23 protein-coding genes are annotated in these 24,676 nt (G+C 72.9%); 15 read left to right on the plus strand and 8 right to left on the minus strand.

Annotated features, from left to right (window positions below; genetic code table 11):
- Positions 1-52: 52 nt before the first annotated feature.
- A complete protein-coding gene (locus M4J07_RS07755) occupies positions 53-643 on the plus strand; it encodes a TetR/AcrR family transcriptional regulator (protein WP_255968778.1) in 591 nt (196 codons plus the stop codon).
- Here M4J07_RS07755 and M4J07_RS07760 read toward each other — a convergent pair.
- From M4J07_RS07760 to M4J07_RS07770, 3 genes are read right to left on the minus strand one after another with little or no spacing between them, the layout of a single operon-like run.
- On the minus strand, positions 640-2,235 hold the full coding sequence (locus tag M4J07_RS07760; protein WP_255968780.1) for a transporter: 1,596 nt from the start codon (positions 2,233-2,235) through the stop codon (positions 640-642). The genes M4J07_RS07755 and M4J07_RS07760 overlap by 4 nt on opposite strands.
- Positions 2,232-3,047, minus strand: coding sequence for an ABC transporter ATP-binding protein (locus tag M4J07_RS07765; RefSeq protein ID WP_255968783.1), 816 nt, complete (start codon positions 3,045-3,047; stop codon positions 2,232-2,234). The genes M4J07_RS07760 and M4J07_RS07765 overlap by 4 nt, the downstream gene beginning before the upstream one ends.
- A gap of 47 nt (positions 3,048-3,094) precedes the next feature.
- Entirely contained in the window at positions 3,095-3,778 is a 684-nt protein-coding gene (locus tag M4J07_RS07770; RefSeq protein WP_372347616.1) for a bifunctional DNA primase/polymerase, read from the minus strand.
- A gap of 266 nt (positions 3,779-4,044) precedes the next feature.
- Here M4J07_RS07770 and M4J07_RS07775 point away from each other — a divergent pair, with 266 nt between their 5' ends.
- The gene (locus M4J07_RS07775) at positions 4,045-5,433 is read left to right on the plus strand and encodes a transcriptional regulator (protein WP_255968787.1); all 1,389 of its coding nucleotides are present in this window, start codon (positions 4,045-4,047) and stop codon (positions 5,431-5,433) included.
- Positions 5,434-5,608: 175 nt separating this feature from the next.
- The gene (locus tag M4J07_RS07780) at positions 5,609-7,078 is read left to right on the plus strand and encodes a hypothetical protein (protein ID WP_374215008.1); all 1,470 of its coding nucleotides are present in this window, start codon (positions 5,609-5,611) and stop codon (positions 7,076-7,078) included.
- A 6-nt stretch (positions 7,079-7,084) separates the two neighbouring features.
- Here M4J07_RS07780 and M4J07_RS07785 read toward each other — a convergent pair whose 3' ends face one another.
- On the minus strand, positions 7,085-8,359 hold the full coding sequence (locus M4J07_RS07785) for an ABC transporter substrate-binding protein (RefSeq protein WP_255968789.1): 1,275 nt from the start codon (positions 8,357-8,359) through the stop codon (positions 7,085-7,087).
- A 117-nt stretch (positions 8,360-8,476) separates the two neighbouring features.
- Between M4J07_RS07785 and M4J07_RS07790 the strand changes: the two genes are divergently transcribed.
- Entirely contained in the window at positions 8,477-8,977 is a 501-nt protein-coding gene (locus M4J07_RS07790; protein ID WP_255968791.1) for an SCO4402 family protein, read from the plus strand.
- A gap of 68 nt (positions 8,978-9,045) precedes the next feature.
- Positions 9,046-9,924 (plus strand): formyltetrahydrofolate deformylase, encoded by an 879-nt coding sequence (purU, locus tag M4J07_RS07795; protein ID WP_255968793.1) that lies wholly within the window; start codon positions 9,046-9,048, stop codon positions 9,922-9,924.
- A gap of 112 nt (positions 9,925-10,036) precedes the next feature.
- On the opposite strand, the gene M4J07_RS07800 is transcribed toward purU, so the two are convergent.
- Entirely contained in the window at positions 10,037-11,356 is a 1,320-nt protein-coding gene (locus M4J07_RS07800; protein WP_374215010.1) for a zf-HC2 domain-containing protein, read from the minus strand.
- On the minus strand, positions 11,338-11,910 hold the full coding sequence (locus tag M4J07_RS07805; protein ID WP_255968798.1) for a sigma-70 family RNA polymerase sigma factor: 573 nt from the start codon (positions 11,908-11,910) through the stop codon (positions 11,338-11,340). Before M4J07_RS07805 ends, M4J07_RS07800 begins: the two co-directional genes overlap by 19 nt.
- Before the next feature lie 324 nt (positions 11,911-12,234).
- Here M4J07_RS07805 and M4J07_RS07810 point away from each other — a divergent pair, with 324 nt between their 5' ends.
- Positions 12,235-12,609, plus strand: coding sequence for an STAS domain-containing protein (locus M4J07_RS07810; RefSeq protein ID WP_255968800.1), 375 nt, complete (start codon positions 12,235-12,237; stop codon positions 12,607-12,609).
- A 167-nt stretch (positions 12,610-12,776) separates the two neighbouring features.
- Positions 12,777-13,274, plus strand: a complete 498-nt coding sequence (locus M4J07_RS07815) for an EF-hand domain-containing protein (RefSeq protein ID WP_255968846.1) — start codon at positions 12,777-12,779, stop codon at positions 13,272-13,274.
- A gap of 15 nt (positions 13,275-13,289) precedes the next feature.
- On the opposite strand, the gene M4J07_RS07820 is transcribed toward M4J07_RS07815, so the two are convergent.
- Complete coding sequence (locus M4J07_RS07820; protein WP_255968802.1) at positions 13,290-14,825, minus strand: class I adenylate-forming enzyme family protein; 1,536 nt, start codon at positions 14,823-14,825, stop codon at positions 13,290-13,292.
- A gap of 179 nt (positions 14,826-15,004) precedes the next feature.
- On the opposite strand from M4J07_RS07820, the gene M4J07_RS07825 reads away from it, so the two are divergent.
- The 4 genes from M4J07_RS07825 to M4J07_RS07840 all read left to right on the plus strand — a co-directional run bounded on the left by M4J07_RS07825 (position 15,005) and on the right by M4J07_RS07840 (position 19,143).
- Positions 15,005-16,207, plus strand: coding sequence for an amidohydrolase family protein (locus M4J07_RS07825; protein WP_255968804.1), 1,203 nt, complete (start codon positions 15,005-15,007; stop codon positions 16,205-16,207).
- Positions 16,208-16,216: 9 nt separating this feature from the next.
- Positions 16,217-17,356, plus strand: coding sequence for an acyl-CoA dehydrogenase family protein (locus M4J07_RS07830; protein WP_255968806.1), 1,140 nt, complete (start codon positions 16,217-16,219; stop codon positions 17,354-17,356).
- A gap of 2 nt (positions 17,357-17,358) precedes the next feature.
- Positions 17,359-18,216 (plus strand): acyl-CoA dehydrogenase family protein, encoded by an 858-nt coding sequence (locus tag M4J07_RS07835; RefSeq protein ID WP_255968809.1) that lies wholly within the window; start codon positions 17,359-17,361, stop codon positions 18,214-18,216.
- A gap of 465 nt (positions 18,217-18,681) precedes the next feature.
- A complete protein-coding gene (locus M4J07_RS07840) occupies positions 18,682-19,143 on the plus strand; it encodes an ATP-binding protein (RefSeq protein ID WP_255968811.1) in 462 nt (153 codons plus the stop codon).
- Between the two features lie 179 nt (positions 19,144-19,322).
- On the opposite strand, the gene M4J07_RS07845 is transcribed toward M4J07_RS07840, so the two are convergent.
- Positions 19,323-20,249, minus strand: a complete 927-nt coding sequence (locus M4J07_RS07845) for a cyclase family protein (protein WP_255968813.1) — start codon at positions 20,247-20,249, stop codon at positions 19,323-19,325.
- A 100-nt stretch (positions 20,250-20,349) separates the two neighbouring features.
- Here M4J07_RS07845 and M4J07_RS07850 point away from each other — a divergent pair, with 100 nt between their 5' ends.
- From M4J07_RS07850 to M4J07_RS07865, 4 genes are read left to right on the plus strand one after another with little or no spacing between them, the layout of a single operon-like run.
- Positions 20,350-21,261 (plus strand): SDR family oxidoreductase, encoded by a 912-nt coding sequence (locus M4J07_RS07850; protein ID WP_255968815.1) that lies wholly within the window; start codon positions 20,350-20,352, stop codon positions 21,259-21,261.
- Positions 21,262-21,291: 30 nt separating this feature from the next.
- Positions 21,292-22,491, plus strand: coding sequence for an acyl-CoA dehydrogenase family protein (locus M4J07_RS07855; protein WP_255968817.1), 1,200 nt, complete (start codon positions 21,292-21,294; stop codon positions 22,489-22,491).
- Positions 22,488-23,537 (plus strand): alcohol dehydrogenase catalytic domain-containing protein, encoded by a 1,050-nt coding sequence (locus tag M4J07_RS07860; RefSeq protein WP_255968819.1) that lies wholly within the window; start codon positions 22,488-22,490, stop codon positions 23,535-23,537. The genes M4J07_RS07855 and M4J07_RS07860 overlap by 4 nt, the downstream gene beginning before the upstream one ends.
- A 41-nt stretch (positions 23,538-23,578) precedes the next feature.
- The gene (locus M4J07_RS07865) at positions 23,579-24,646 is read left to right on the plus strand and encodes an MFS transporter (protein ID WP_308284739.1); all 1,068 of its coding nucleotides are present in this window, start codon (positions 23,579-23,581) and stop codon (positions 24,644-24,646) included.
- Positions 24,647-24,676: the final 30 nt, after the last annotated feature.

Genomic DNA, 24,676 nt, shown 5'->3' on the forward strand with positions numbered 1-24,676 from the left:
GACCAATGGTCGCTAAATGAGGACGATGGCTTCTGCGCCTACGCTGGCCGGGATGAAGAAGACCGGAACCGGGCCGGGACGGCCCCCGCGGCTGAGCCGTGAGCGGATCGTCGAGGCCGCACTGCAGGGGGACGTCGACACGCTCACCATGCGGGAGCTGGCGACCCGGCTCGGCGTCGCGCACTCGTCGCTGTACCGCTGGGTGCCGGACCGCGACGGGGTGCTCGACCTGGTCAGCGAGGTCATGGTCGAGCGGGTGCTGCCGGCCGGGGAGCCGGGCGCCGACGACTGGCGGGAGTGGCTCGCGCGGCTCGCGTGGGCGATGCACGACGCGTTCCTCGCGGTGCCGGGCTACGCGGCCCATGTAGCCCGCCCGCACCGCCACCACCCCGAGTCCTTCGGCCGGCTGCGGGACGCGGTCGTCGCCGCGTTCCGGGCCGCCGGCGCCGACCCGGGGGAGGCCGAGCGGAGCTGGTACGTGTTCGGGTTCGGCGTCGTGCGCTGGCTGGGCGCGGCGGGCGGGGACCCGGCGGGGGACACCGCGGGGCCGCGCTTCGACCTCTACCTGGAGACGCTCCTGCGCGGGCTGCCCACGACCCCGGCCCCGGCCACGCCCCCCGCAGCCCGTAAGGCGTCGTCCTAGCCCTTGCTGACGGCCGCCAGGATCTCCGGCAGCCGGGCCGCCGTGCGCGGCGCCGCCAGCCGCAGGCCGAGCACCGCCACCGCCGCCCCGTACGCCGTGCCGACCGGCAGGAGCAGCCACGACCAGTTGTCGGCGCCCGTCGCGTGCAGGGTGACGGTGAGCGCCAGGACCGGGGCGCAGAGCAGGGCCGCGGCGACCATCCCGCCGAAGATGGAGATCCAGGCCAGTCCGGCCTGCCCCGGCGCGACGTTCTTGTAGCCCTCCTGCGGGATCGAGTACGGGAAGCGGGCCGAGGTCCACGCGCCCGTGGCGAGCATCGCGCCGAGCAGCGCGAAGGAGAGCCCGAGGACCTCCGGCAGGTCGTGCCACGCGTCGAGCAGCGCCGTCGTGACGACCGTGACGAGGGCCGCGTACGGGAGGGTGATCAGCAGCAGTGCGAGGGCGCGGGCGCGGAGTTCGGCGTAGGCGTCGCGGCGGTCGGCGATCGTCATGGCGACCATCCAGAACGCGGACGTGTCCTGCCCGAACTGGTTGTACATCTGGATGCCGAGCATGCCGGAGGCGAAGCACGCGAAGTAGACGGAGCCGGTGCCCTGGAGGGCGTTGAAGACCGGCACGATCAGGCCGATGGCGAGCGAGGTGACCCAGGCGGCCTTGGTCTTCGGATCGCGCCAGACGTAGCGCAGGCTGCGTTCCATGACGGTGCCGGTGCGGCCGGACGGCAGCAGGCGGCGGCCGCCCGTGCGGCGGGCCCGCCGGGTGGGCTCGGCCGCCTGGATCGTGGAGCCGTCCGGCGAGGTCATCAGCCGCGTCAGGGCGCGCCGCCAGAGGACCAGCAGGCCCGCGAGCCCGACGGCGCACAGCACGAGCCGGACGGCCGCCGGGCCGTACGAGCCGTGGCTCGCCGCGTCGACCGCGCCGATCGCCGACGCGGGCGGCACCCAGAGCAGTACGTCCCGCACGGGGTCGAGCGTCGACAGGCCGCCGGACGAGCCGAGGCGCTGCACGCCGAAGTTGACGAGCTGGGCGCCGATCGCGATGACGAGTCCGCTGAGGACGGCGAGGTCGCGGCCCTTGCGGCTGGTGAGCAGCCGGATGTTGGCGGCGGCGACGGTCCGGGCGAGGGCGACGCAGGTCAGCAGGGCGAGCGGGACGGCGAGCACGGCGACGGCGGCGGCCGCGGCGCCGTGCGCGACCGCGTACGCGGCGCCGCCCGCCAGGGACAGCGTGAACAGCGGTCCGATCCCGACGAGCGACGCCACCAGCAGTCCCCTGACCAGCGGGTCGGGCTGCAGGGGCAGCATCGCCAGCCGGGTCGGGTCGAGGGTCTCGTCGCCGCTGGGGAAGAAGAGCGGGAGCACCGCCCAGCCGAGGGCGAGCAGGGCGGTGAGCAGGACGCCGACGGTGGCGGCGTGCTCGTTGCCGTGCAGCAGGACGAGGCCGAGCAGCTGGAGCGCCGCGATCAGCAGGGTGACGACGGCGGAGGCGATGTACGCGGCGCGGCGTCCGGCGGACTGCCGCAGGCCGTTGCGGAGCAGCGCCAGCTTGAGCCGGACGAGGGTGCCGGTGAGGGAGGTGCCGCCGCCCGTCACGCCGACGCCCCCGGACCCCGCTCGTCGACGGCCGGGCCGGCTGGACCGCCCAGCCAGTCCAGCGATCCCCCGGCGTCCCGGCCGCGCGCCCCCACGAGCTCCAGGAACGCCTCCTGCAGCGACGCCGCGTCGCCGCGGACGTCGGCCAGCGGCCCCTGCGCGCGGATCCGGCCCGCCGCCATGACGGCCACCCAGTCGCACAGCGACTCCACCAGCTCCATGACGTGGGAGGAGAAGACGACCGTCGCGCCCGAGCGCGTGTACCGCTCCAGGACGCCGCGGATCGTCTGGGCCGACACGGGGTCGACGCCCTCGAACGGTTCGTCGAGGAAGAGGACTTCGGGGTTGTGGAGGAGCGCCGCGGCGAGGCCGATCTTCTTGCGCATGCCGGTCGAGTAGTCGACGACGAGCTTGTGCTGTGCGGAGGCGAGGTCGAGGACGTCGAGGAGCTGCGCGGCCCGTTTGTCGACCTCGGTGCCGGGCAGGCCGCGCAACCTGCCGGTGTACGCGAGGAGTTCCTGCCCGGAGAGGCGCTCGAAGAGGCGCAGCCCCTCCGGCAGGACGCCGATGCGGGCCTTGACCCCGGCCGGGTCGGACCAGACGTCGCGGCCCGCGACGTGCACCGTGCCGCGGTCGGGGCGGAGCAGCCCGGTGATCATGGAGAGGGTGGTGGTCTTGCCCGCGCCGTTCGGTCCGACGAGGCCGATGAACCGGCCCGCGGGGAGCGCGAGTTCGATCCCTGCGACGGCCGTCTGCCCGCCGAACGACTTCCACAGGTCGTGCACGCGTACGGCGGTGGTGTCCCCAGTCATCCGGGCACGATACGTCGGCGGGGTGCGAGGCGGGCGGAGGCGCTGCCCTAGCGGCGTCCTTCCCGGCCGCACGCGTACGCCAGTGGCGAGATCAGTTCCTCGGCGTCGGGCAGCCAGCGGTTCGCGGCGGTGGGGCGGCAGGCCCACTGGACGGCGCCCTGGCTGCCGAAGCGGGTCGGCGGCGCGGCGACGTAGCCGCCCTCGCCGAGCGCGACCAGGTCGAGGGAGGCCGGGGGCCAGCCCAACTTCCGTACCAGGTCCGGGACCTTGAGGGTGGCGCCGGGGAGCACGAAGAACTGCATGCGCCGGTCCGGGGTGCAGGTCACCGGGCCGAGGGTGAGCTCCATGCGCTCCATGCGGGCCAGGGCGAGGAACCCGGCGGTCTCCGGCACGTCGATCGCGTCGAAGGTGCGGCCGGTGGGGAGGAGGATCGACGCCTTGGGCTGCTTCGACCACAGCCGGCGGGCCACCGTGGCGCTGCCGGTCGCCTGCGTCGCCCAGTCGGGGCGCGCGGGGTGGGCACCGGGGGAGGCGCACTGGACGTCGCCGCACGAGCAGCGCTGGACGCCTTCGTCGACATCCAGCCAGGTGCCGGGAAACACGTCCCAGTGCCGCTCTTCCGCGTAGCGCACGGCCGTGTCGAGAAGGGATTCGCCACGCTGCTGAGGGATCTGCCCGGCAGCGGTGACGGGTGAGGTGACGTCCGGGGTGCCTGCGATGGTCTCTTCCACGGACTTCTCAACTCCCGCCGCCATCTGGGGTTACGGGCGCACGCGCGGGTGGGGCGGGAGCATTCTCCCCGCATGTGGGGCGCATGGGTGCATGGACGGGGGCGCGCACGGGCAGCGGCAGCGGGGTGCGGGTAGCCACCTCTGTGGACGAGGGGGAGGCGCTCGGGCGGGTTATGTATTCCGTACCCGTTTGTGGTGCATCTTCCGTTTGTCCGTAGGGCATTGATCCATCGATCACCGTCGACGGGCACAGCAGGGGGTACGCCATGGCCGCACGGCCTCTCGTCGCGCGACAGCCCAACGAACGGCTGCAGGCGCTCATCCAGGAAGCGGGCTGTTCGAACGCGGGCCTGGCCCGCCGCGTCAACATGTGTGGCGCGGAACACGGCCTGGACCTGCGCTACGACAAGACATCGGTCGCCCGCTGGCTGCGCGGGCAGCAGCCGCGCGGCCGGGCGCCCGGCATCATCGCGGAGGCGCTCGGCCGCAAGCTCGGCAGGACCGTGACGATCGACGAGATCGGCATGGCGAACGGGAAGAACCTCGCCTCCGGCGTCGGCCTGCAGTTCTCGCCGACCGTGCTCGGCGCCATCGAGCAGGTCTGTGAGCTGTGGCGCAGCGACGTGGGCCGCCGGGACTTCCTGTCCGGGTCCTCGGTCGCGTCGTCCGCGCTCGTCGAGCCCAGCCGCGACTGGCTGATCTCGGTACCCGACTCGCAGGTCGCCAGGGCCGCGGGGCCACGGGTCGGCGCATCGGACGTGGCGGCGGTGCGGGCGATGACCCAGGCGCTGACCGACCTCGACCACCAGTACGGCAGCGGGCACGTGCGGCCGGTGGTCGTGCACTACCTGAACAGCGTCGTGAGCGGGCTGCTCGCGGGCTCCTACCGGGAGGCGGTGGGGCGCGAACTGTTCGCCGCCGTCGCGCGGTTGACGGAGCTCGCCGGGTACATGGCCGTCGACACCGGGCAGCCGGGGCTCGCGCAGCGCTACTACATCCAGGCACTCAGGCTTGCCCAGGCAGCGGGGGACCGCGGTTACGGCGGGTACGTACTGGCCGCGTCCATGAGCCACTTGGCGGCGCAGCTCGGCAACCCGCGCGAGATCGCCCAGCTCGCCCGCGCGGCTCAGGAGGGGGCGCGCGGACGCGTGACACCGCGCGCGGAGGCGATGTTCTACGCCGCCGAAGCGCGCGGCCACGCACTTCTCGGGGACGCACGGTCCGCACAGGCCGTCGGCAGCAGGGCGGTCGCCGCGATGGAGCAGGCCGCGGGGCGCGCCGACTCCGGCGACGACCCGGTCTGGATCGCGCACTTCGACCATGCCTACCTCGCCGACGAACTCGCGCACTGTCACCGGGACTTGGGGCAGTCCAGGGACGCGGCGCGGTGCGCGCAGGAGTCGCTCGACGGGCATCCGGAGTCGCGGGCCCGCCGCCGGGCCATCGGCCTCGTCCTGCTGGCCACGGCACAGGTGCAGCAGCGCGAGGTGGAACAGGGCTGTCACACGGGACTTCGGGCCGTGGAGCTGCTCGGCACGCTGCGCTCCAACCGCGGGGCCGAGTACCTGGAGGACTTCAAGGAGCGACTGGAGCCGTACCGGGAGGAGCCCGTGGTGCGGGAGTTCGGGGCGCGCGTGGACCTGCAGGCCGCCTGAGACCGGACCGGGTGAGGGTGGTGTCGTAAACAGCGTCATCGGCTTCGGTTTTGTTACTCCCGTCACTGGGGAGGCTCTCCGGATTTGAGGTGCGTAGCAAGGGCGTGCGAGGACCCGGTAGCGTGAGCCGACGATTCCGCAGTTGATATACGGCCCCCCATACGTAGGAGTCCCGGTGACGCAGCAGAGCGGACAGAGCGGGCAGGGCGAAGGCCCGCACCTTCCGCAGGCCCGGCAGGCGCACGAAGGTGTCGTGCTGCCCGCCGACGGCTCGGAACCCTTGTTGCCGGGCACCTTCGGCGACCAGGCGGGACCCACCGGCGCGACGCCGTGGGGCCAGCCGTGGGGGCCCGAGTCCCAGCAGGCGCAGGCTGCCGGGCCGATGCCGACGTACGAGTGGGGCGAGCCCGGCCCGCAGCAGCCGGCCCCGCCGGCGCAGGGCGTGCCCGGCGCGCTGCCGCCGCAGGCCCCGGCCCACGTGCTGCCGCAGCAGCACGCGCCCGCGGGACCGCTGCCGCCCGCCGCCCCGGCCGGCTACGACGGCGGGTACGACGCCTCCTACGACGGTGCCGCGGCCGCCACGCAGTACATCCCGCCCGTCATCGACCACGGCCCGCAGCAGGGCGCCGCCCCGCTGCCGCCCGAGGCGCCCGCCGCCGACGCCACCCAGTACCTGGGGCGCGCGGTGCAGCAGCCGATGCCGGGCGCGCTGCCCGACGCGGTGCCCGGCGGCGGCGACAGCGAGGCCACGCAGTACATACCGCCGGTGCCTGCGCAGCCGGGCGCCACCCCCTATGACATCCGTCCCGGTGCGCCGGGCGACCGGCAGCCGCCGGCCGAGTTCGACGCCCTGTTCCGCACGGAGCCGGAGGCGCCGGCCGCGTCGACGCAGCAGATGCCGCGCTTCGACCCGCACGCCCAGCAGGCCGCCCCGAACGGTCCGCTGATCCCGCCGGTGCAGCAGCAGGCGTACGAGCCGGAGCCGCCGTCCTCGCGCCGCAAGGGCCGCACCGGCACCGGTTCCCGGGTGCCGCTGATCGCCGCGCTCGGCGTGGGCATCCTCGCCGTGGGCATCGGCGCGGGCGCGCTGCTGAACGCGGGCGGGGACGACGACAAGAAGAGCGACACGACCAAGACGGTCTCGGACGCCTCCTCCGCGTCACAGAGCCCCTCGCCGTCCGCCGCCGACCCGGTCAGGGCGCAGGCCGTCGCGCTGGACCAGCTGCTCGCCGACTCCAACAACAGCCGCGCCGCCGTGGTGAAGGCCGTCGCCAGCATCGGCGGCTGCAAGGAGCTCCCGCAGTCCTCCAAGGCGCTGCGGGACGCCGCGACGCAGCGTACGAACCTGGTGACCCGGCTGAACGGCCTCGCCGTCGACAAGCTGCCCAACAACGCGGCGCTCAAGGACGCGCTCACCCGCGCCTGGCAGGCGTCCGCGTCGGCGGACAGCCACTACGCGGCGTGGGGCGACCAGGTCGCCGGCAAGAAGGGCTGCCAGAAGGGGCACGCCAAGGCGACGCCGCAGCGCAGGGCGGGCGACACGGCCAGCCAGACGGCCTCCACCCAGAAGGCGAAGGCCTCGTCGCTGTGGAACCAGATCGCCACCACGTACGGGCTGACCCAGCGGTCGGCCATCCAGCTGTAGCGGGACTCAGGGCGCCTTCGCCAAGGTCGCCGTGACGTCCACCAGGGACCGGCGGGTCGCCACCAGGCGGCCCCCTTCCACCTTCTGGAAGGCGACCCGCGCGTTCACCAGGCGGGGGAAGTCGCCGGCCGACGACATGTGGTCGTAGCCCCAGTGCAGCGCCGGCGTGAGCCCGCCCGTCGTCACCTTGACGCCCCCGTCGAGGGCCTTGCGCACGCTGCGGGACGTCACCTCGCCGTCCCCGAGCGACTCGACGACCTGCTTCAGGACGCTGTACGCGATCCAGGTCGTCTGCACGCCCGCGTCCGCCGGGTCGATCCGGTTGTCGTCGAAGGCCTGCTCGTTGATCGCCTTGCGCATCGCGTTCCACCGGGCGTCGTCCGCCGCCGGGTACCAGCCGGTGACGTACGCGCCCTCGTACGGGCTCTTCGCGCCGCCGCTGCGGTCGATGACGGACTGGTCGACGCTGCCCAGCACGGTCGCGGTCCGCACCGACGGATAGTCGTCGCGCAGCCGCCGGAACGAGTCGAAGAAGGTGTCCGTGCGGTCCCCGAGCACGGCGGCGACACAGCCGTCGCCGAGCGGGTCGGAACTGGCCGTGCTGAGGGCCTGGCGGGCCTGGCCGCCGTAGTCGGTGGCGTCCTCGGCGGCGCGCAGATCGGTGGCCGCGCGGCGGTCGCGCAGCGCCAGACCGGTGTCGAGGAGCGGGCCGAGCTCGTCGCCCGCGATCGTGTCGGGCCGGACCAGGACGGTGCGGTCGCAGTGCTCGGCGAGCTGCTGGCCGTTTCCGGCGAGGAGCGCCGCCTGCCCGCCGTTGACCGGGTACGACAGTGGGCTTCTGAACTCGGCGTCGGTCGCGCCGTAACCGCCTATGTAGGGGATGCCGGCGGATTCGAGGGGTGAGAGGAACGCGCGGCCGTGCTGGCTGTAGGAGCCGACGACGGCGACGACGTTCTGCTCGACGGCGGAGCGGGCGCACTTCGCGGCGTCCACGCTGTCGTTGTGGTCGTTGCAGGTGAGGACTTCGAGCCTGCGGCCGCCGATGCCGCCGTGGGCGTTGACCCAGCGCGCGTACGCCTTGGCCATCGCCGGCATGCCCGGCATGTTCGTCGCCTCGGTCTTCTCGGGAGCCCAGGTCATCACTTTCACCGGCTGGTCCCCGGAGCCCCCCGTGGCTCCAGGGACCAGCCCGCATCCGGTGACCAGGGCGGCGCCCGTGACGACGGCCGCGTAGCGGAAGGAGTGCTTGATGGTGCGCGTGGTGTGGCGCCAGCCGGTCATGGACCTGCACGATTCCCTCGCATCCCGAACCGGGGAGTGACCGGTGGTCAACGCCTGGTGACGCGGAGGTGAATTACGGGGGTCGGTCGGGGCGCCGGGGGAAGGGACGTACGATCGATGACCGTGCAAAGCTCGGAGAAGTCTTCCCGCCGCGGCCGTCGCTCCACGAACATGGACGGCATGCCACTCAACGACATGCCGTGGTGGCGCTGGCGCACCAATGTGCGCTCCGCGCTGCACATGCTCTCGGACCCCGCGTTCCAACGGAACGTGTGGCTGGCGGGCGTGGACGGGTACGGGGACGTGACCGACGCGGTGTACCGCCTCGTCGAGGACACCTGGCTCGACAACTGGTCCGCCGAGAAGTACGTCGGGACGATATTCCGGGACTCGCAGGAGGCGGCGCTCGTCGACTCCGCCGTGCTGCGGGTCCTGCGGATCATGCACCAGGTGGGTCCTGACGCCCCCGTCTCCGCGTACCTGGACCACGAGGGATGGCCGGAGGCGGTGCGGGCCGCGCGCGACGCGCACGTGCGGCTCGCCACGAGTGACGGTGAGGATCCCGACGCGGCGCCGCGCACCCTCGAAGTGCTGCGGATCATGACCAGGGCCGCCTGACCTCCGGCCGCGGTCCGCACCCCGGAACGCCGCTCCGCCGGATCCACGGGTGTGCGAACCTTGCCCTTATGAACGCGCAGTCCGCACCCGTCACCGGTCCCGAGCAGTACGTCCTGACCCTCTCCTGCCCCGACAAGCAGGGCATCGTGCACGCCGTGTCGAGCTATCTCTTCATGACCGGCTGCAACATCGAGGACAGCCAGCAGTTCGGCGACCACGACACCGGTCTGTTCTTCATGCGCGTCCACTTCAGCGCGGACGCCCCGGTCACCGTGGAGAAGCTGCGGGCCAGCTTCGCCGCGATCGGGGACTCGTTCCGGATGGACTGGCAGATCCACCGGGCGTCGGACCGGATGAAGGTCGTGCTGATGGTCAGCAAGTTCGGCCACTGCCTGAACGACCTGCTCTTCCGCGCGCGGATCGGAGCGCTGCCCGTCGACATCGCCGCGGTTGTCTCCAACCACACGGACTTCGCCGAGCTGGTGTCGTCGTACGACATCCCGTTCCACCACATCCCCGTGACCAAGGACACCAAGGCCGCGGCCGAGCAGCAGGTGCTCGACCTGGTGCGGGCGGAGGGCGTCGAGCTCGTCGTGCTCGCCCGCTACATGCAGGTGCTCTCGGACGACCTGTGCAAGCAGCTGAGCGGGCGGATCATCAACATCCACCACTCGTTCCTGCCGAGCTTCAAGGGCGCGAAGCCGTACCACCAGGCGCATGCCCGGGGTGTGAAGCTGATCGGTGCGACCGCGCACTACGTGACCGCCGATCTCGACGAGGGGCCGATCATCGAGCAGGAGGTCGAGCGGGTCGGGCACGACGTCACGCCCGATCAGCTGGTGGCGATCGGCCGTGACGTGGAGTGCCAGGCGCTGGCGCGGGCCGTCAAGTGGCATGCGGAGCGCCGAATCCTCCTGAACGGCCGCCGCACGGTCGTCTTCGCGTAGTCGGGTGCGGCTGAGTGGGGGCTGGTCGCGCAGTTCCCCGCGCCCCAGGAGGCCTGCGGCCTCCTGGAGGCGCACGGAGTGTGCCTTTCAGGGCCCGGCAGACGGGGACCGGCTACATCCGGCTCAGTGCCGCCGTCGCCGACAACACGTCGCGGATCGCCTCACGGTCACCGACCTGCCCGGCGGCAGCCTCGTCAGGGGAGACGTGCCCCGCGGCGAGCCGGCAGAACTCCACGCCGTCCAGGGCGACGTGCGCCACCTCCCGCTCGGCGGAACCGACCGCCCCGGGTGAGTCGAGGGAGATCAGCCACTCGCCACCCCCCGCCCCTTCGACCTCGAGCCGCAGACTGCGCCCCGCGGCACCGGCCGCGACCAGCTCCCGCGCCGGGGCGGCCAGCCCCTGGCGGCGGCGCAGCGCGAGGGAACCGGGCAGCATCCGGGCGGCCAGGTCGATCATCCGGTTCAGATGGCGCGGGGCCGGGGCCTCGTACGGATAGTCCACCGCGTCCGCGATGTCACCCGCGTGGACCCAGCACTCGAAGGCCCTGTCGGTCATGGCGTCCCGCAACGACAGCTCGAAGTCCCCGTACGAGATCGGGAGTTGACCGGAACCGCCGGTGCCGCTCGCGTCCGCGCCGGCGAACGACACCGTGCGGATCAGCGCGTGCGACTGGTCGCGCCAGGGGACGCGGACGGCGCGGGTCGGCGGGAAGTACGACGCCTTCCAGTACGCCTCCGTGCGCGCGGCGGGGCCGAGCCCCTCGCGGGCCGGCGAGCCGAGCGGGTCGTCGAGGCCGATGGCGCGGGCGACCAGGCCGTCGACGCTGGTGAGATGGGCGATCACACCGGCGACGGTGGTCTTGCGGCTGACCTGGTCGCCGCTTTCGTACCAGCGGAGCCTGACCGGCGCGTGCCACTCGCCGTCGCCGATGTCCTTGAGCAGCGCGTCGAGCCGCGCGGTCTCCGCGTCGTACGGGGAGGCCCAGACGGGGACCGGGACGCGGGCGGGGCGGCGGGTGAGGCAGCCCTCCAGCACGCGGGAGCGCAGCAGGGGGTCGAGGTCGAGGGACTCCTCGGCGTGCAGCAGGCCGACGGCGTCGCGCAGCCGCAGTGCTTCCTCGGCGCAGGAGCCGCAGTCGCCCAGGTGGTCCTCCACGGCGACGGTCTCCTCGGGCGAGCAGGCCGCGAGGGCCCAGGCGCCGAGCAGTGACTTGAGGACGCGGTGCTCGAGGACGAGGGGGACGGGGGCCGCGAGGTCGGGCAGCGGGCGGCCGGTGTCCTCTATGGAGGCGCGCGGTGTCGGTATGCGCGGTGCGCCCGCGGTGGCGCCGCTGTCCTGCGGCTGCCCGGGCTCTTCCTCGTACGGGTCGTGCGGATCGTGCGGATCGAACCGGTCCGGTCCGTTGGCCCCGCTCACGCCGGCCTCCCGTATCCGCCAGGAGGTGTGCCGCTGTCGTGGGCCGTGGACAGGAGCTGCAGGCCGAGGCGGAGGCGGCGGCGCGCCTCGTCCTCGGTGACGCCGAGGTCGGCAGCGGTCTGGCGGTAGTCACGGCGCTGGAAGTAGGCGAGCTCCAGGGCGGCGCGCAGCGGGGCGGGCATGGACGTCACGATGTAGTCGGCGCGGGCCGCGGCGGACGCGCGGCGCACCTTGCGCTCCAGGTCCTCGGTGGTGCCGAGGCCGGTGCGCACCAGGGCGGCGGACTCGGTCTGGCGCAGCCGGTGGACGGCCTGGCGGTGGGCGAGCGTGGCGATGAACGACCGCAGCGGGCCCTGCTTGGCGTCGTACGCCTCCGGGTTCTCCCAGATCTGGGTGAAGACCTCGCGGGTGATCTGGTCGGCGGCGTCCTCGTCGTCCAGGACGCGGTGGGCGAGTCCGTGCACCAGGGACGCGAAGCGGTCGTACAGCTCGCCGAGCGCCGCGGCCTCGCCGTGCGCGAGCCGCTGCTGCATCCTCCGGTCCCAGCGGGACGGAGTGTCCTTGGGCATGAGGCCCCCTCACCGACTGCCCGTACTCATGAACTGCTTGCCTCTTACCCGAATGTAGTCCGAGGCGCCGACAACGCACGCACCTTTGCCGCATTGTGCGCTCCGCGGCGGTAGCGGGTGGTAAAGAACCGGTGGCCTGTGCAGCTGGTGTATGACCGGATGGGTCCGTATCCGACCACCTGGGACCGTCTGGTTCTTAACCAGGTCATATGTGATAGGCCTGCGGTGGTGTTTCATCGCAACACGTCCGGGCAGCCGCGCTGTGGAAGCGAAACGTAGGCACAGGTTCCGGATCGAAGTGACGGCGAGCGAGAGGCGTGGCGCGTGGCGCTCAAGGTGACCGAGTCAGGGCGGGGCGACTGGGCCGTCGTGCGCGCGTCGGGCGAGATGGACCTCGTGACGTCGCCCGCGCTGCGCCAGCAGGTGCACGAAGCGGTCGCCGACGGCCGCCGCAGCGTCGTCCTCGACCTCTCCGACGTGCTGTTCTGCGACTCCAGCGGCGTCGGCGTCCTCATCGCGTCCCGCCGCCTGATGCGCTCCTGCCAGGGCCGCCTCCGCCTGATCCTCCCCGCCCAGGGCGCGGTCGACGGCTCCCACGTGAACCGCGTCCTCGGCGCCCTGGGCGTCCGCCGCCTCTTCGACGTGTACCCGGACGTGGCGGCGGCCGTGGACGACGACGCGGAGCCGATGTCGGCGTAGCGCGGTTGCGTCCGCCCGCGGACCGGCCGTGACGGACCTCGCCACGGAGTTGTCCCGGAATTCCACCAGCCCTGACACAACCGTCACCTTTCAGGCCGCGCCCGCCCCTCTTCGACGTACGCTCCGAACGCGGCACACCCCCACTACCCGAGAGGCGGCCCATGACCATGGACGAGCGGAGGATCGCGGCCCGGTTCGCCGGATTCGACCAGGACGGGAACGGTTACATCGACCGCGAGGACTTCTACGTCGCGGCCAAGGCCCTGCTCGCCGAGTTCGGCACCACGGCCCGCTGCGACCGGGGGCAGGCGCTGTACGCGGGCGCCGAGGCGTTCTGGCAGGGGATGGCCGGGATCGCGGACGTGGACGGGGACCAGCGGGTGACCCGGGGGGAGTTCGTGACCGGGGCCGTGAAGCGGCTGCGGGACAGCCCCGACCGGTTCGCGGAGATCGCCCGGCCGTTCCTGCGCGGCGCGATCGCCGTCGCCGACCCGGAGGGCGCGGGGCTCAGCACGGCCGCGGCGGAGCGCATCATGCGCGTCGTGGGGGTCGGGCCCGAGGTCGCCGCGACGGCCGCCGCCGCGCTGGACGCGGACGGCGACGGGCGGATCTCGGAGGACGAGGTCGTCCGGGCGTTCGCCCTCTACTTCACCGTGCCGGACTGACCCGGGCCCCGCGGGTTACCCCGAGAAGCGTTCCCGCAGTTTGTACTTGAGGACCTTGCGCAGCGTCTCGTTGCGGGGGAGCGCGTCGAGGATCTCCAGCTGTTCCGGCAGTTTGAAGGTCGACAGGCCCTCGGCGCGCAGATAGGACGTGAGGTCGGGGAGCGTCAACCCGGATGCCCCCGCCCGGAGTTCGAGGACCGCGCAGACCCGCTCGCCGCGCTCCGCGTCCGGCAGGCCGACGACCGCCGCCTCCTGGACGCGGGGGTGGGCGTGCAGCAGGTCCTCGATCTCCTTCGCGGAGATGTTCTCGCCCTTGCGGATGATGATGTCCTTCGCGCGGCCGGTGAGGACCAGATGGCCGGTGGGCAGGACGTGGCCGAGGTCGCCTGTGATCAGGAAGCCGTCCTCGTCGAAGGCCTCCGCCGACTGCCGCGGGTCCAGATAGCCCTGGCAGACCGCCTCCCCGCGCAGCCGCACCTCGCCGTCGACCCCGGCGGGCACCTGCTTGCCGTCCCCGTCGACGATCCTGATCTCCATGCCCTCGGGCGGCCGCCCCTCCGTCGTCGCGAGCATCTCCGCCGTGTCGTCCGGCGCCCCCATGGTGATCATCGGGACCTCCGACATGCCGTAGCCGTGGGTGAGTTGCACGTCCATCTCGCGGACCACGGAGTGGTAGACCTCCGGCGGCTTCGGGGCGCCGCCGCCCGCGAGGAGGCGCAGCGTGGGGATCAGTTTCCGCGCCGGGTCCTTGCGCTGCTCCTTGAGGAACATCGAGTAGAAGGCCGTCGAGCCGCCGGCGACCGTCACCCCGTGGCGCCGGTACTCGTCCAGCGAGTCGGGCAGCGCGAAGTGCTCCAGCAGCACGGCCGGGAACCCGTACAGGAGCAGCATCACGGTGTAGTCGGGTCCTGCGATGTGCGCGTACGGGAAGGCCATCGAGCCGACGTCGGAGGAGGACAGGTGCAGGGCGTGGGCCAGGCACGAGCCGCCCGCGATGAGGGAGCGGTCGGTGTGCAGCACGCCCTTGGGGTCGGACGTCGTGCCGGACGTCCAGTAGATCCAGCGGACCGACGTGCCGTCGGAGGGCGGGGGCGGCAGGACGGCCGGGTCGCCCTCCGGCAGGTCCTCGTACGCCTCGAAGACGCCGCGCGCGCCGAGCCGCCGTGCCATGTCGCCGTGGTCGAAGCCGCGCCACACGCCGGGCGTCGCGAAGAACTCGGCCTTCGACTCCCGGAGCGCGAAGCCGACCTCGCGGTCCCGGTAGAACGGGATGACCGGCGTCTGGACGGCGCCGATGCGGGCGAGCGCGAAGGTGAGCAGGGCCGTCTCGATCCGGGTGGGCAGCTGCCAGGCGACGACCGTGCCCGGGCGGACGCCCCGGTCGTGCAGGCCGGCCGCGACCCGTTCGGCGCGGTCGCGCAACTCGCCGAAGGTCACGGTCCGTTCGCCCTGCAGCAGGACCGGCTGTCCGGGGGTGAGCGCGGCCCGGCGCTCGACCAGCTCCCAGAGCGTGCGGGACGCGCCCAGGGCGTGTGCGGTGCTCTGCGTCATGCCGTGACCCCCAAGTCGTTGCCGTGACCTCTGCTGACGCGCCGCGCCGCAACTGACGGACCGTCAGAATCAGATGAGAGCGTAAGTCCGTGCTTCTTGTCGGTCCAGGGGTGCGGGGCTAGCCTGCATCTGACGGGTCATCAGATAACGTGCAGGAAACGGCGGAGGGGCTCAGCACCATGACGGAACTGCCGCGCATCGTCAGCGTCGACGACCATGTGATCGAACCGGCCCACCTCTTCGAGACCTGGCTGCCGGCGAAGTACCGGGACAAGGGACCGAAGCCGCTCACCGCCGGGATCGGCGAACTCGCCTACGTCGCCGGGAAGTACCAGATCACCATGGACCCGGACGGGCCGCCCACGGACTGGTGGATCTACGAGGACCTGAAGTTCCCGTACAAGCGCAACATCGCCGCCGTCGGCTTCGACCGCGACGACATGACCCTGGAGGGCATCACCAGGGAGGAGATGCGGCGCGGCTGCTGGGACCCCAAGGCGCGGCTCGCGGACATGGACCTCAACCACGTCGAGGCGTCGCTCTGCTTCCCGACCTTCCCGCGCTTCTGCGGCCAGACGTTCGCCGAGGCGCACGACAAGGAGGTCGCGCTCGCCTGCGTGCGCGCCTACAACGACTGGATGGTCGACGAGTGGTGCGGCGACAGCGGCGGCCGGCTCATCCCGCTGTGCATCATCCCGCTGTGGGACGTCGAGCTGGCCGTCGCCGAGATCCGGCGCAACGCGGCGCGGGGCGTGCGCGCCGTCACCTTCTCCGAGATCCCGACCTATCTCGGGCTCCCGTCCATCCACTCCGGCTACTGGGACCCGTTCTTCGCGGTCTGCCAGGAGACCGGCACGGTGGTGAACATGCACATCGGGTCGTCCTCGCAGATGCCGGCCGCGTCCCCCGACGCACCGCCCGCCGTCCAGGCCTCGCTCAGCTTCAACAACGCGATGGCCTCGATGATGGACTTCCTCTTCAGCGGCGTCCTGGTGAAGTTCCCGACGCTCAAACTCGCGTACAGCGAAGGCCAGATGGGCTGGATCCCGTACGCCCTGGAGCGCGCCGACGACGTGTGGGAGGAGCACCGCGCGTGGGGCGGGGTGCGGGACCTGATCCCCGAGCCGCCGTCCACGTACTACTACCGGCAGATGTTCTGCTGCTTCTTCCGCGACAAGCACGGCGTCGCCTCGCTCGACGTCGTCGGACGCGACAACGCGACCTTCGAGACCGACTACCCGCACGTCGACTCGACCTTCCCGAACACCAAGGAGGTCGCCCTCGACCACGTCAAGGGCCTCGACGACGAGACGATCTACAAGCTGATGCGCGGCAACGCGATCCGCATGCTCGGCCTGGACCTCGACAAGCACGGCAAGTAGGCGGGCCCGGTGGACCTCACGTACACGGACGAGGAAGAGGAGTTCCGGGCGCGGCTGCGCGAGTGGCTCGGGGGCGTGCTGCCCGCCCTGGGACCCAAGCCGTCACCCGGGGACTGGCCGGGGCGGCGCGCGTACGACACCGGGTGGCAGCGCAGGCTGTACGACGCCGGGTACGGGGACGTGCACTGGGGAGCCTCGCCGACCACCCGGCTGATCTTCCTGGAGGAGACCGAGAAGGCGGGCGCCCCCTACGTCGGCGCGAACTTCGTCGGGCTGCTGCACGCGGGGCCCACCATCGCCGCCGAGGGCACGGCGGAGCAGCGCGCGCGCTGGCTGACGCCGATCCTCAGCGGGCAGGAGGTGTGGTGCCAGGGGTTCAGCGAGCCGGAGGCCGGGTCCGACCTGGCCGCGCTGCGCACGCGGGCCCGGCGGGACGGCGACGCGTACGTGATCAGTGGCTCGAAGATCTGGACCTCGCACGCCGAGGTCGCCGACTGGTGCGAACTGCTGGTGCGCACCGACTCGGCGGCCCCCAAGCACCGCGGCATCTCCTGGCTCGCCATGCCGATGGACGCGCCCGGCATCACGGTGCGGCCGCTGCGCACGCTCGCCGGCTCGACCGAGTTCGCCGAGATGTTCCTCGACGAGGTGCGGGTCCCGGCCGGCAACCGGGTCGGGGCCGAGAACGACGGCTGGCGCGTGACGATGGTGACCCTGTCGTTCGAGCGCGGCACCGCCTTCGTCGGCGAGGTCGTCGCCTGCCGCCGGGTGCTCGGCGAACTCGCGGCCCACGCCCGCAAGAGCGGCCGCTGGGACGACGCCGTCCTGCGCCGCGAACTCGCACTGCTGGCAGCCGAGTTCAGCGGCCTGTGGCGGCTCACGCAGTGGAACGTGAGCGAGGCGCAGGTGAGCGGCGGGGTGCCCGGTGTGGGCGGCTCGGTCTTCAAGCTGCGCTACTCGCACGCCCGGCAGCGGCTGTACGACGTGGCGGCCCGGGTGCTCGGCGGCGCGGGCGCCCTCGACACCGGCCAGGAGTGGACGCTCGACCGGCTCTCCTCGCTGTCGTACACGATCGCGGCCGGCACGTCGCAGATCCAGCGCAACATCGTCGCCGAGCGCATCCTCGGACTGCCCAAGGGGGGCAAGTAGGCGTGCACTTCCAACTGACGGAGGAACAGCGGGCGTTGCGCGACGGAACCCGGGAGCTGCTGGCCGGCCGGTTCGGGCGGGACGCGCTGCGCGCCGCCGTGGACGCGCCGCGGCTCGACCGGGCGCTGTGGCGCGAGCTCGGTTCGGCCGGGCTGTTCGCCCTGTGTCTGCCGGAGGCGGCGGGCGGGGTCGGGCTCGGGCTGCCGGAAGCGGTGGTGGTGTTCGAGGAGGTGGGGCGGGCGCTGGTGCCGGGGCCGCTGGTGGCGACGTTCCTCGCGGCGGGCGAGGTGCCGGGCGCCGCGTCGGGCGAGGCGGTGGTGACCGCGCCGTACGGCGGGCTGCTGCCCTGGCGGGACGCGGCGGACGTGGTGCGCGGCGACGCGGCCGGCGCCGAGCCGCTCGCCTCCGTCGACCCGCTCACCCCCCTGTACCGGCTCCCCGGCGCGGGACCCACGCCCTGGCGGGCGACCCTCCTGTACGCGGCCGAACAGCTCGGCTCGGCCGGCCGCACCCTGGAGATGGCCGTCCAACACGCCCGGGACCGCGAGCAGTTCGGGCAGCCCGTCGGGGGCTTCCAGGCCGTCAAGCACCTGTGCGCGGAGATGCTCGTACGGGTCGAGGTGGCCCGCGCCGCCGTGTACGCCGCCGCCGTCACCCGGGACCCGGTCGAGGTCGCGGCGGCCGAACTCCTCGCCGACGAGGCCGCCGTGCAGGGCGCGCGGGACTGCCTCCAGGTGCACGGCGGCATGGGCTTCACCTGGGAGGCGGACGTCCATCTGCATCTGAAGAGGGCGTGGGTGCGGGCCGAGTTGGGCGGCAGCGCACGGGACGCGGAGGAGACGCTGGCGGCTTCCCTGTAGCTCGGCGCCCGCGGACGGTCCGGGTGCTCTGAGGAAGGATGCACGGACAGTCACCGTGCGTGGTTATCGGGTTGTGTCCTTCCCGGGGCTCGTCACGGCGCGGAGTCGGCGCCGGGCTCCGGTACCTTGTGGCAGATGCGAGTGAGAACCCGTGCGACGGTCGCGGTGTCGCCTCCGAGGCGGCTCCGGAACCCGGGCTGTATCGACCTGCGGCTCCGCCGCGCGGGCGCCGTTCGCAGCGCAGGGCGGGGCGTCACGCCCGCCTGTTCGACCCCCCGCGAGACGCGTCGCACAGTATGCCGTACGCGTACTCCTTCGCGCTGGAATATGCCCGAAGCGCTTGTTGGGGTGACTGTACGTCAACCATGCTGTGCTGCAAGGGGATCACGTTCCGTGATCCTCCTCAGTGGCCAGTGTGGTCAGTGGCGCGAGGCGACGTGTCCGCCGGTTCGGATGGTGTGAGCGGTGCAGGTGCTTCAGGTTCAGCTGGAGGTCGGGGCCGACCCCGCGGAGGTGGGGCGGGCCCGGAGGTGGGCGCGCTCGCGCCTTGCCGGTTCGGGGATAGACCCTGACGAACCCATGGCCGAGACGCTGATCCTCCTCGTCTCCGAACTGGTCACCAACGCCGTGGTCCACACCGGGCGTCCGGCCGTGCTGCGGATGGTGCTGCCCGGTGTCCAGGAGGCGTGTCCCGGCACCGTGCGCGTGGAGGTCGCCGACTCCTGCGCCCGGCCCCCGGCGCCCCGGCACGCGGCCGGCGAGGAGACGAACGGCCGCGGGCTCGAACTCGTCGACGGCCTCGCCGACCGCTGGGGCTGGCGTCCCGAAGGGGCGGGCAAGGCGATCTGGTGCGAGATCGACCGCTGTGCGGCCGCCGCCACGGACGGGGTCGCCGCGTACGACGGTGTGGCCTTCGAGGCCGTCTGAGCCGCCCGCGCGGGCCGGGCCGCCCGGGGCGTGTGAGTCTTCGGGGCGTTCTACGCATTAACGGCAAATAGCCGTATGGGTGTTGACGTGGAGTGTCCGTTTGGTCACGCTTGTGGGTGGAGATTGACCGCGAGGGGACGTCGAGGGCCCTTGTGACGGGGGCCCTCGGCGACGCGGCGTCACAAGATCGCGACCGGTGCCACCGGTGTGCCCGTCGCACCCCTGAAGGGTTCCGGCATCGCCGACAGCAGGAAGCTGTGCCGGCGTTCTTCTCCACAGGCTGTGGACAGGGATTCCAGATTCCAGTTCTGGCCCTGGAGCATGCCCATCTCGACCAGGTCGAGCGCGTGTACCGGCAGCCACAGGTTCTCGATCTCCGGCGGGAAGATCTCGAAGGTCAGGGTGTCGTTGGCGACGGCCGCCACGTCGTGCGCGTGGAACCACTCGGGCGTGTGGACCGACAGGCCGGGTGACGGATACCCGTACGCGTGCTTGTCGCCCGCCAGGTACACCTGGATCTGGCCCGTGCGGACCAGGACGATGTCGCCCGGGCGGACCTCCACCTGCCCGAACTCGGCTGCCTCGTCGAGGTCTTGGGGCGTCACCGCGTGGTCACCGGGGAGACGGTCCACACCCTTGGCCGCCGCCACGTCGAGCAGGACTCCGCGCGAGACGAGGTACGGGACCTTGTCGATACCGCTGAACTCGGCGCCGCCGTGCGCGGTGACGGTGTCCGCCGGGCGGCCGTTGTAGAGCCGGCCCGAGTGTGAGACGTGGGTGAGGGCGTCCCAGTGGGTGGCGGCCTGCAGGCCCATCGTCACGGCGTCGTCGCTGCAGGCCACCGTGTCCGGGCCGAAGATCTGCTGGTTGATCTGGACCATGGTGTGCAGCGGGTTGATCCGGCCCGGGATCATGCCCGACTGGACGCCGTCCTCCTTGAGGGGCAGCGCGAGCGGGACGCGGCGGCCGGTGCGGATCTCGCCGGCGGCGGCGCGGACCACCTCGTCGGTGATCAGGTTCAGGGTGCCGATCTCGTCGGCCTCCCCCCAACGCCCCCAGTTGTTCACGCGTTTGGCGATGTCGTGGAACTCGGCGGGCAGGGGCATCGGGTCCTCCCGGGTCTTGTGTTCCGGTATCTGACGGGTCGTAGAATCCGACTCGAGGAAAATCTAACGGGTCGTCAGAAACCGCGGGAAGGGGCCGGGCGTGGGGAACTTCTTGGCTGGCAAGGTCGTCGCCGTGACGGGGGCGGGACGGGGCATCGGACGGGCGGTGGCCCTCGCGTGCGCCGCCGAGGGCGCCAAGGTCGTCGTCAACGACTACGGGGTGTCCATCGAGGGCGGCGAACCCACCTCGGACGTCGCGCTCGGCGTCGTGAAGGAGATCGAGGCGGCGGGCGGCTCCGCCGTCGCCGTCGCCGACGACGTGTCGACCATGGCCGGCGGACAGCGCATCGTGGACACCGCCGTGCGGGAGTTCGGCCGGATCGACGGGGTGGTGTGCGTCGCCGGGATCCTGCGCGAGCGGATGCTCTTCAACATGTCCGAGGAGGAGTGGGACCCCGTCGTCGCCACCCACCTCAAGGGCACCTTCACCGTGTTCCGCGCCGCGTCCGCCGTGATGCGCAAGCAGGGCGGCGGCACCCTCGTCGGGTTCACCAGCGGCAACCACCAGGGCTCCGTCGCGCAGGCCAACTACAGCGCGGCCAAGGGCGGGATCATCTCCCTGGTGCGCAGCGCCGCGCTCGGGCTGCACAAGTACGGCGTGACCGCCAACGCCGTGGCGCCGGTGGCCCGCACCCGGATGTCCGCCAACGTGCCCATGGAGCTCAAGGAGATCGGCGAGCCGGAGGACGTCGCCGCGCTCGTGGTCTACCTGCTGAGCGACCGGGCCCGCGAGGAGAGGATCACCGGGCAGGTGTACACGGTGGCCGGGCCGAAGATCGCCGTGTGGGCGCAGCCGCGCGAGCTGCGCGCCGGGTACGCGGACGGGCCGTGGACGCCCGAGCGGATCGCCGACTTCCTGCCGGGCACGGTCGGCACCGATCCGATGCCGATGCTGGCGAAGCTGGAGGAGATGGCGCGGGCGGCCGCCGCCAAGGAGCGCCCCAACCAGTGACGACGGACCGGCGACGGCGGGTGGTGTGACGTGGAGTTCGGCTTCGCAGACGCGGACGAGGCGTTCCGGCGGGAGGCGCGCGCATGGCTTGAGGAGCACCTCGTCGGACGGTTCGCCGCCGCGGCGGGACGGGGCGGCCCCGGCAGCGAGCACGAGGGGGCCCCTGAACGGCGGGCCTGGGAGCGGGAGTTGGGGTCCGGCGGCTGGATCGGCCTGGGCTGGGACCGGGACGGGTACGGCAACCGCGTCGCCACGCTCACCCAGCAGGTCGTCTGGGCCGAGGAGTACGCGCGGGTCCGGGCGCCGGGCCGCTACGGCCACATCGGTGAGAACCTGCTCGCCCCCACCCTCCTCGCGTACGGCAGCGACGAGCAGCGCGGCCGCTTCCTGCCGCCGGTCGCCCGCGGCGAGGAACTGTGGTGCCAGGGCTACAGCGAGCCCGGCGCGGGCTCCGACCTGGCCTCCCTGCGCACGGCGGCCGCCCGGGACGGCGACGGACGGTGGCGGGTCACCGGGCAGAAGGTGTGGACGTCGCTCGCCCACGAGGCGGACTGGTGCTTCGTCCTCGCCCGTACGGAGGCCGGGTCGCGGCGGCACCACGGCCTGTCGTTCCTGCTGGTGCCGATGGACCAGCCGGGCCGCGTCGAGGTCCGGCCGATCCGGCAGCTGACCGGCACCAGCGAGTTCAACGAGGTGTTCTTCGACGGCGCGGTCGCCGAGGACGTCGTCGGCGGCGAGGGGAACGGCTGGCGGGTCGCCATGGGCCTGCTCGCCTTCGAGCGCGGGGTCTCCACCCTCGCCCAGCAGATCGGGTTCCAGGAGGAGTTGCGGGCCGTCGTGCGGACCGCCGACGCCACCGGCGCGCTGCGCGACCCGGTCGTCGCCGACCAGGTCGTCCGCCTCTGGGCCGAGCTGCGGACCATGCGGTGGAACGCGCTGCGCACCCTCGGCGGCGCCGCCGGGGACGGGGCCGCCGGGGCGCCGAGCGTCGCCAAGCTGCTGTGGGGCGGCTGGCACCAGCGGCTCGGGGCGCTGGCCCTGCGGGTGCGGGGGGCCGGGGCGGCCGTCGGCCCGGCCGACTGGACGCCCGACGCACCGTACGAACTCGACGAACAGCAGCGGCTGTTCCTGTTCAGCCGGGCCGACACCGTCTACGGCGGCTCGGACGAGATCCAGCGCACCATCATCGCCGAGCGCGTGCTCGGGCTGCCCAAGGAGGCGTTGTCGTGAGGGGTGTCGTGTTCGACGGCCAACAGGCCGCGGTGGTCGACGACTTGGAGATACGTGACCCAGGCCCGGGGGAGGTGCTCGTCGGGGTCGCCGCCGCCGGACTGTGCCACAGCGACCTGTCCGTGATCGACGGCACCATCCCGTTCCCGCGCCCGGTGGTGCTCGGCCACGAGGGCGCCGGGGTGGTGGAGGCGGTCGGCGCGGGCGTCGGGCATGTGGCGCCCGGCGACCACGTCGCCCTGTCCACGCTCGCCAACTGCGGGGCCTGCGCCGAGTGCGACCGGGGCCGGCCGACCATGTGCCGCAAGGCGATCGGGATGCCGGGGCAGCCGTTCAGCCGCAAGGGAGAGCCGCTGTACCAGTTCGCCTCGAACTCGGCGTTCGCCGAGCGGACCGTGGTGAAGGCCGTGCAGGCCGTGAGGATCCCGAAGGAGATCCCGCTGACGTCGGCCGCGCTGATGGGCTGCGGCGTGCTCACGGGCGTCGGCGCCGTACTGAACCGGGCCCGGGTCGACCGGGGCGAGTCCGTCGTCGTGATCGGCACCGGCGGGGTCGGCCTCAACGTCCTCCAGGGCGCCCGGATCGCCGGGGCGTCGCGGATCGTCGCCGTCGACAACAATCCGGCGAAGGAGGCGGTGGCCCGGCAGTTCGGCGCGACCGAGTTCCTGGCCGACGTGGCCGCGGTGCGCGAGGTGCTGCCGGACGGCGCCGACCACGTCTTCGAGTGCGTGGGCCGGGTGGAGCTGATCCGCGCCGCGATCGACCTCCTCGACCGGCACGGCCAGGCCGTGCTCCTCGGGATGCCGGCGGCCGACGCGGAGGCGTCGTTCGTGCCCGCTCAGCTGTTCCTCGACAAGTCCGTCCTCGGCTGCCGCTACGGGTCCTCACGGCCGCAGCGGGACCTGCGCCTGTACGCCGACCTGTACGGGCAGGGCCGTCTGCTGCTCGACGAGCTGGTGACGCGGACGTACCCGGTCGAGGAGTTCGGGAAGGCCGTGGCGGACGCGGAGGCGGGCCGGGTGGCCCGGGGCGTGCTCACGTTCTGACGGCCTGCCGCCCGCGCGGCGACGTCGCCTACCGTCGGGGCATGAGCTACCGCGCACTCGCCCGGAAATCCGTGCTGTCATGGGCAGTTGTGGCCGTGGGAGCCAGGCTGCCGGTGGCCATGGCGCCGCTCGCGGCCGTCTTCCTCGTACGGGAACGGCCCGGCGGCTACACGCTGGGCGCGGTGCTCGCCGCCGTGTACGTGCTGGGCGAGATCGTCGGGGCGCCGGTGCTCGGCATGCGGATGCGCGGCGAGCGGGCGCGTCCGCAGCTGGCCGTGGGGCTCGCCGTCGGGGCGGCCGGGTTCACCGGTCTCGGCGGCCTCGGGGCGTGGCCGGACGTGCCGCCCTGGGCGCTCGCGGTGTGCGCGTTCGTGGCGGGGGCCGCGCCTGGGGCGGCGCCCGGGGCACTGCGGGCCCTGCTGACGAGTCTGGTGCCGGAGCGGGCGGCGGCGCAGGCGCTGTCGTTCGAGTCGATGCTGACGTTCGGGGTGTGGGCGGTGGCGCCCGCGGCGACGGCGGGGCTCGCGCTGTCGGTGGCGCCCTGGGTGCCGCTGGCGCTCGCGGGCGGGTTGATGGGGGCGTCGGTGGCGGGGCTGTGGCTGCTGCCGGTGGGCTGGCTGTCGCCGGACCGGAACGCGGGTGCGGCGTCCGCCGGCCGGGATGAAGCCGGCGTCGGCATACGGGTGTTGATGCGAGCCTGGCCGGTCTACGTCACCGGGGCCGCGAGCCTGTCGCTGCTCGCGATGGCCGAACTGATCCTGCCCGCACTCCTGGAGCAGCGCGGCTTCGGCGTCGGCCTCGCGGGCCCGCTGCTCGCCGGATTCTCGATCGGCTCGGCGGTCGGAGCGTTCGTGTACGGGCTGCGGTCCTGGCCCGGACGACTGCCGCTGCAGAGCTTCGTGCTGGTGCTGGGCGTCTCGGTGTGCGTGGTCGGGGTGGCGTCGGCGCCGTGGGCGTGGGCGATGGCGGTGGGCCTGGTGGCGGCGGGTGTCCTTCAGGCCGGTGCGATGCTCACGCGGAACCTGACGTTGCGGGAAGTCCTGCCGGACGGGGCGTTGGCGGCGGTGCTGGTTGCGCGCGCCTCGGGGGCGGAGCCGCCCGTGACGTGACCCCGCACCCCGGCGGAGCCGCCCGTGACG

The organism is Streptomyces longispororuber, from assembly GCF_024448165.1.
Classification (GTDB): Bacteria; Actinomycetota; Actinomycetes; order Streptomycetales; family Streptomycetaceae; genus Streptomyces; species Streptomyces longispororuber_A.

What these genes read in the sequence shown, in the direction of transcription:
- M4J07_RS07845 (WP_255968813.1), bottom strand. Translation starts at nt 20,249, where the DNA reads ATGCCCCTGCCCGCCGAGTTCCACGACATCGCCAAACGCGTGAACAAC.
- M4J07_RS07865 (WP_308284739.1), top strand. Translation starts at nt 23,579, where the DNA reads ATGAGCTACCGCGCACTCGCCCGGAAATCCGTGCTGTCATGGGCAGTT.
- M4J07_RS07820 (WP_255968802.1), bottom strand. Translation starts at nt 14,825, where the DNA reads ATGACGCAGAGCACCGCACACGCCCTGGGCGCGTCCCGCACGCTCTGG.
- M4J07_RS07755 (WP_255968778.1), top strand. Translation starts at nt 53, where the DNA reads ATGAAGAAGACCGGAACCGGGCCGGGACGGCCCCCGCGGCTGAGCCGT.
- M4J07_RS07775 (WP_255968787.1), top strand. Translation starts at nt 4,045, where the DNA reads ATGGCCGCACGGCCTCTCGTCGCGCGACAGCCCAACGAACGGCTGCAG.
- M4J07_RS07825 (WP_255968804.1), top strand. Translation starts at nt 15,005, where the DNA reads ATGACGGAACTGCCGCGCATCGTCAGCGTCGACGACCATGTGATCGAA.
- M4J07_RS07815 (WP_255968846.1), top strand. Translation starts at nt 12,777, where the DNA reads ATGGACGAGCGGAGGATCGCGGCCCGGTTCGCCGGATTCGACCAGGAC.
- M4J07_RS07785 (WP_255968789.1), bottom strand. Translation starts at nt 8,359, where the DNA reads ATGACCGGCTGGCGCCACACCACGCGCACCATCAAGCACTCCTTCCGC.
- purU (WP_255968793.1), top strand. Translation starts at nt 9,046, where the DNA reads ATGAACGCGCAGTCCGCACCCGTCACCGGTCCCGAGCAGTACGTCCTG.
- M4J07_RS07805 (WP_255968798.1), bottom strand. Translation starts at nt 11,910, where the DNA reads ATGCCCAAGGACACTCCGTCCCGCTGGGACCGGAGGATGCAGCAGCGG.
- M4J07_RS07790 (WP_255968791.1), top strand. Translation starts at nt 8,477, where the DNA reads ATGACCGTGCAAAGCTCGGAGAAGTCTTCCCGCCGCGGCCGTCGCTCC.
- M4J07_RS07765 (WP_255968783.1), bottom strand. Translation starts at nt 3,047, where the DNA reads ATGACTGGGGACACCACCGCCGTACGCGTGCACGACCTGTGGAAGTCG.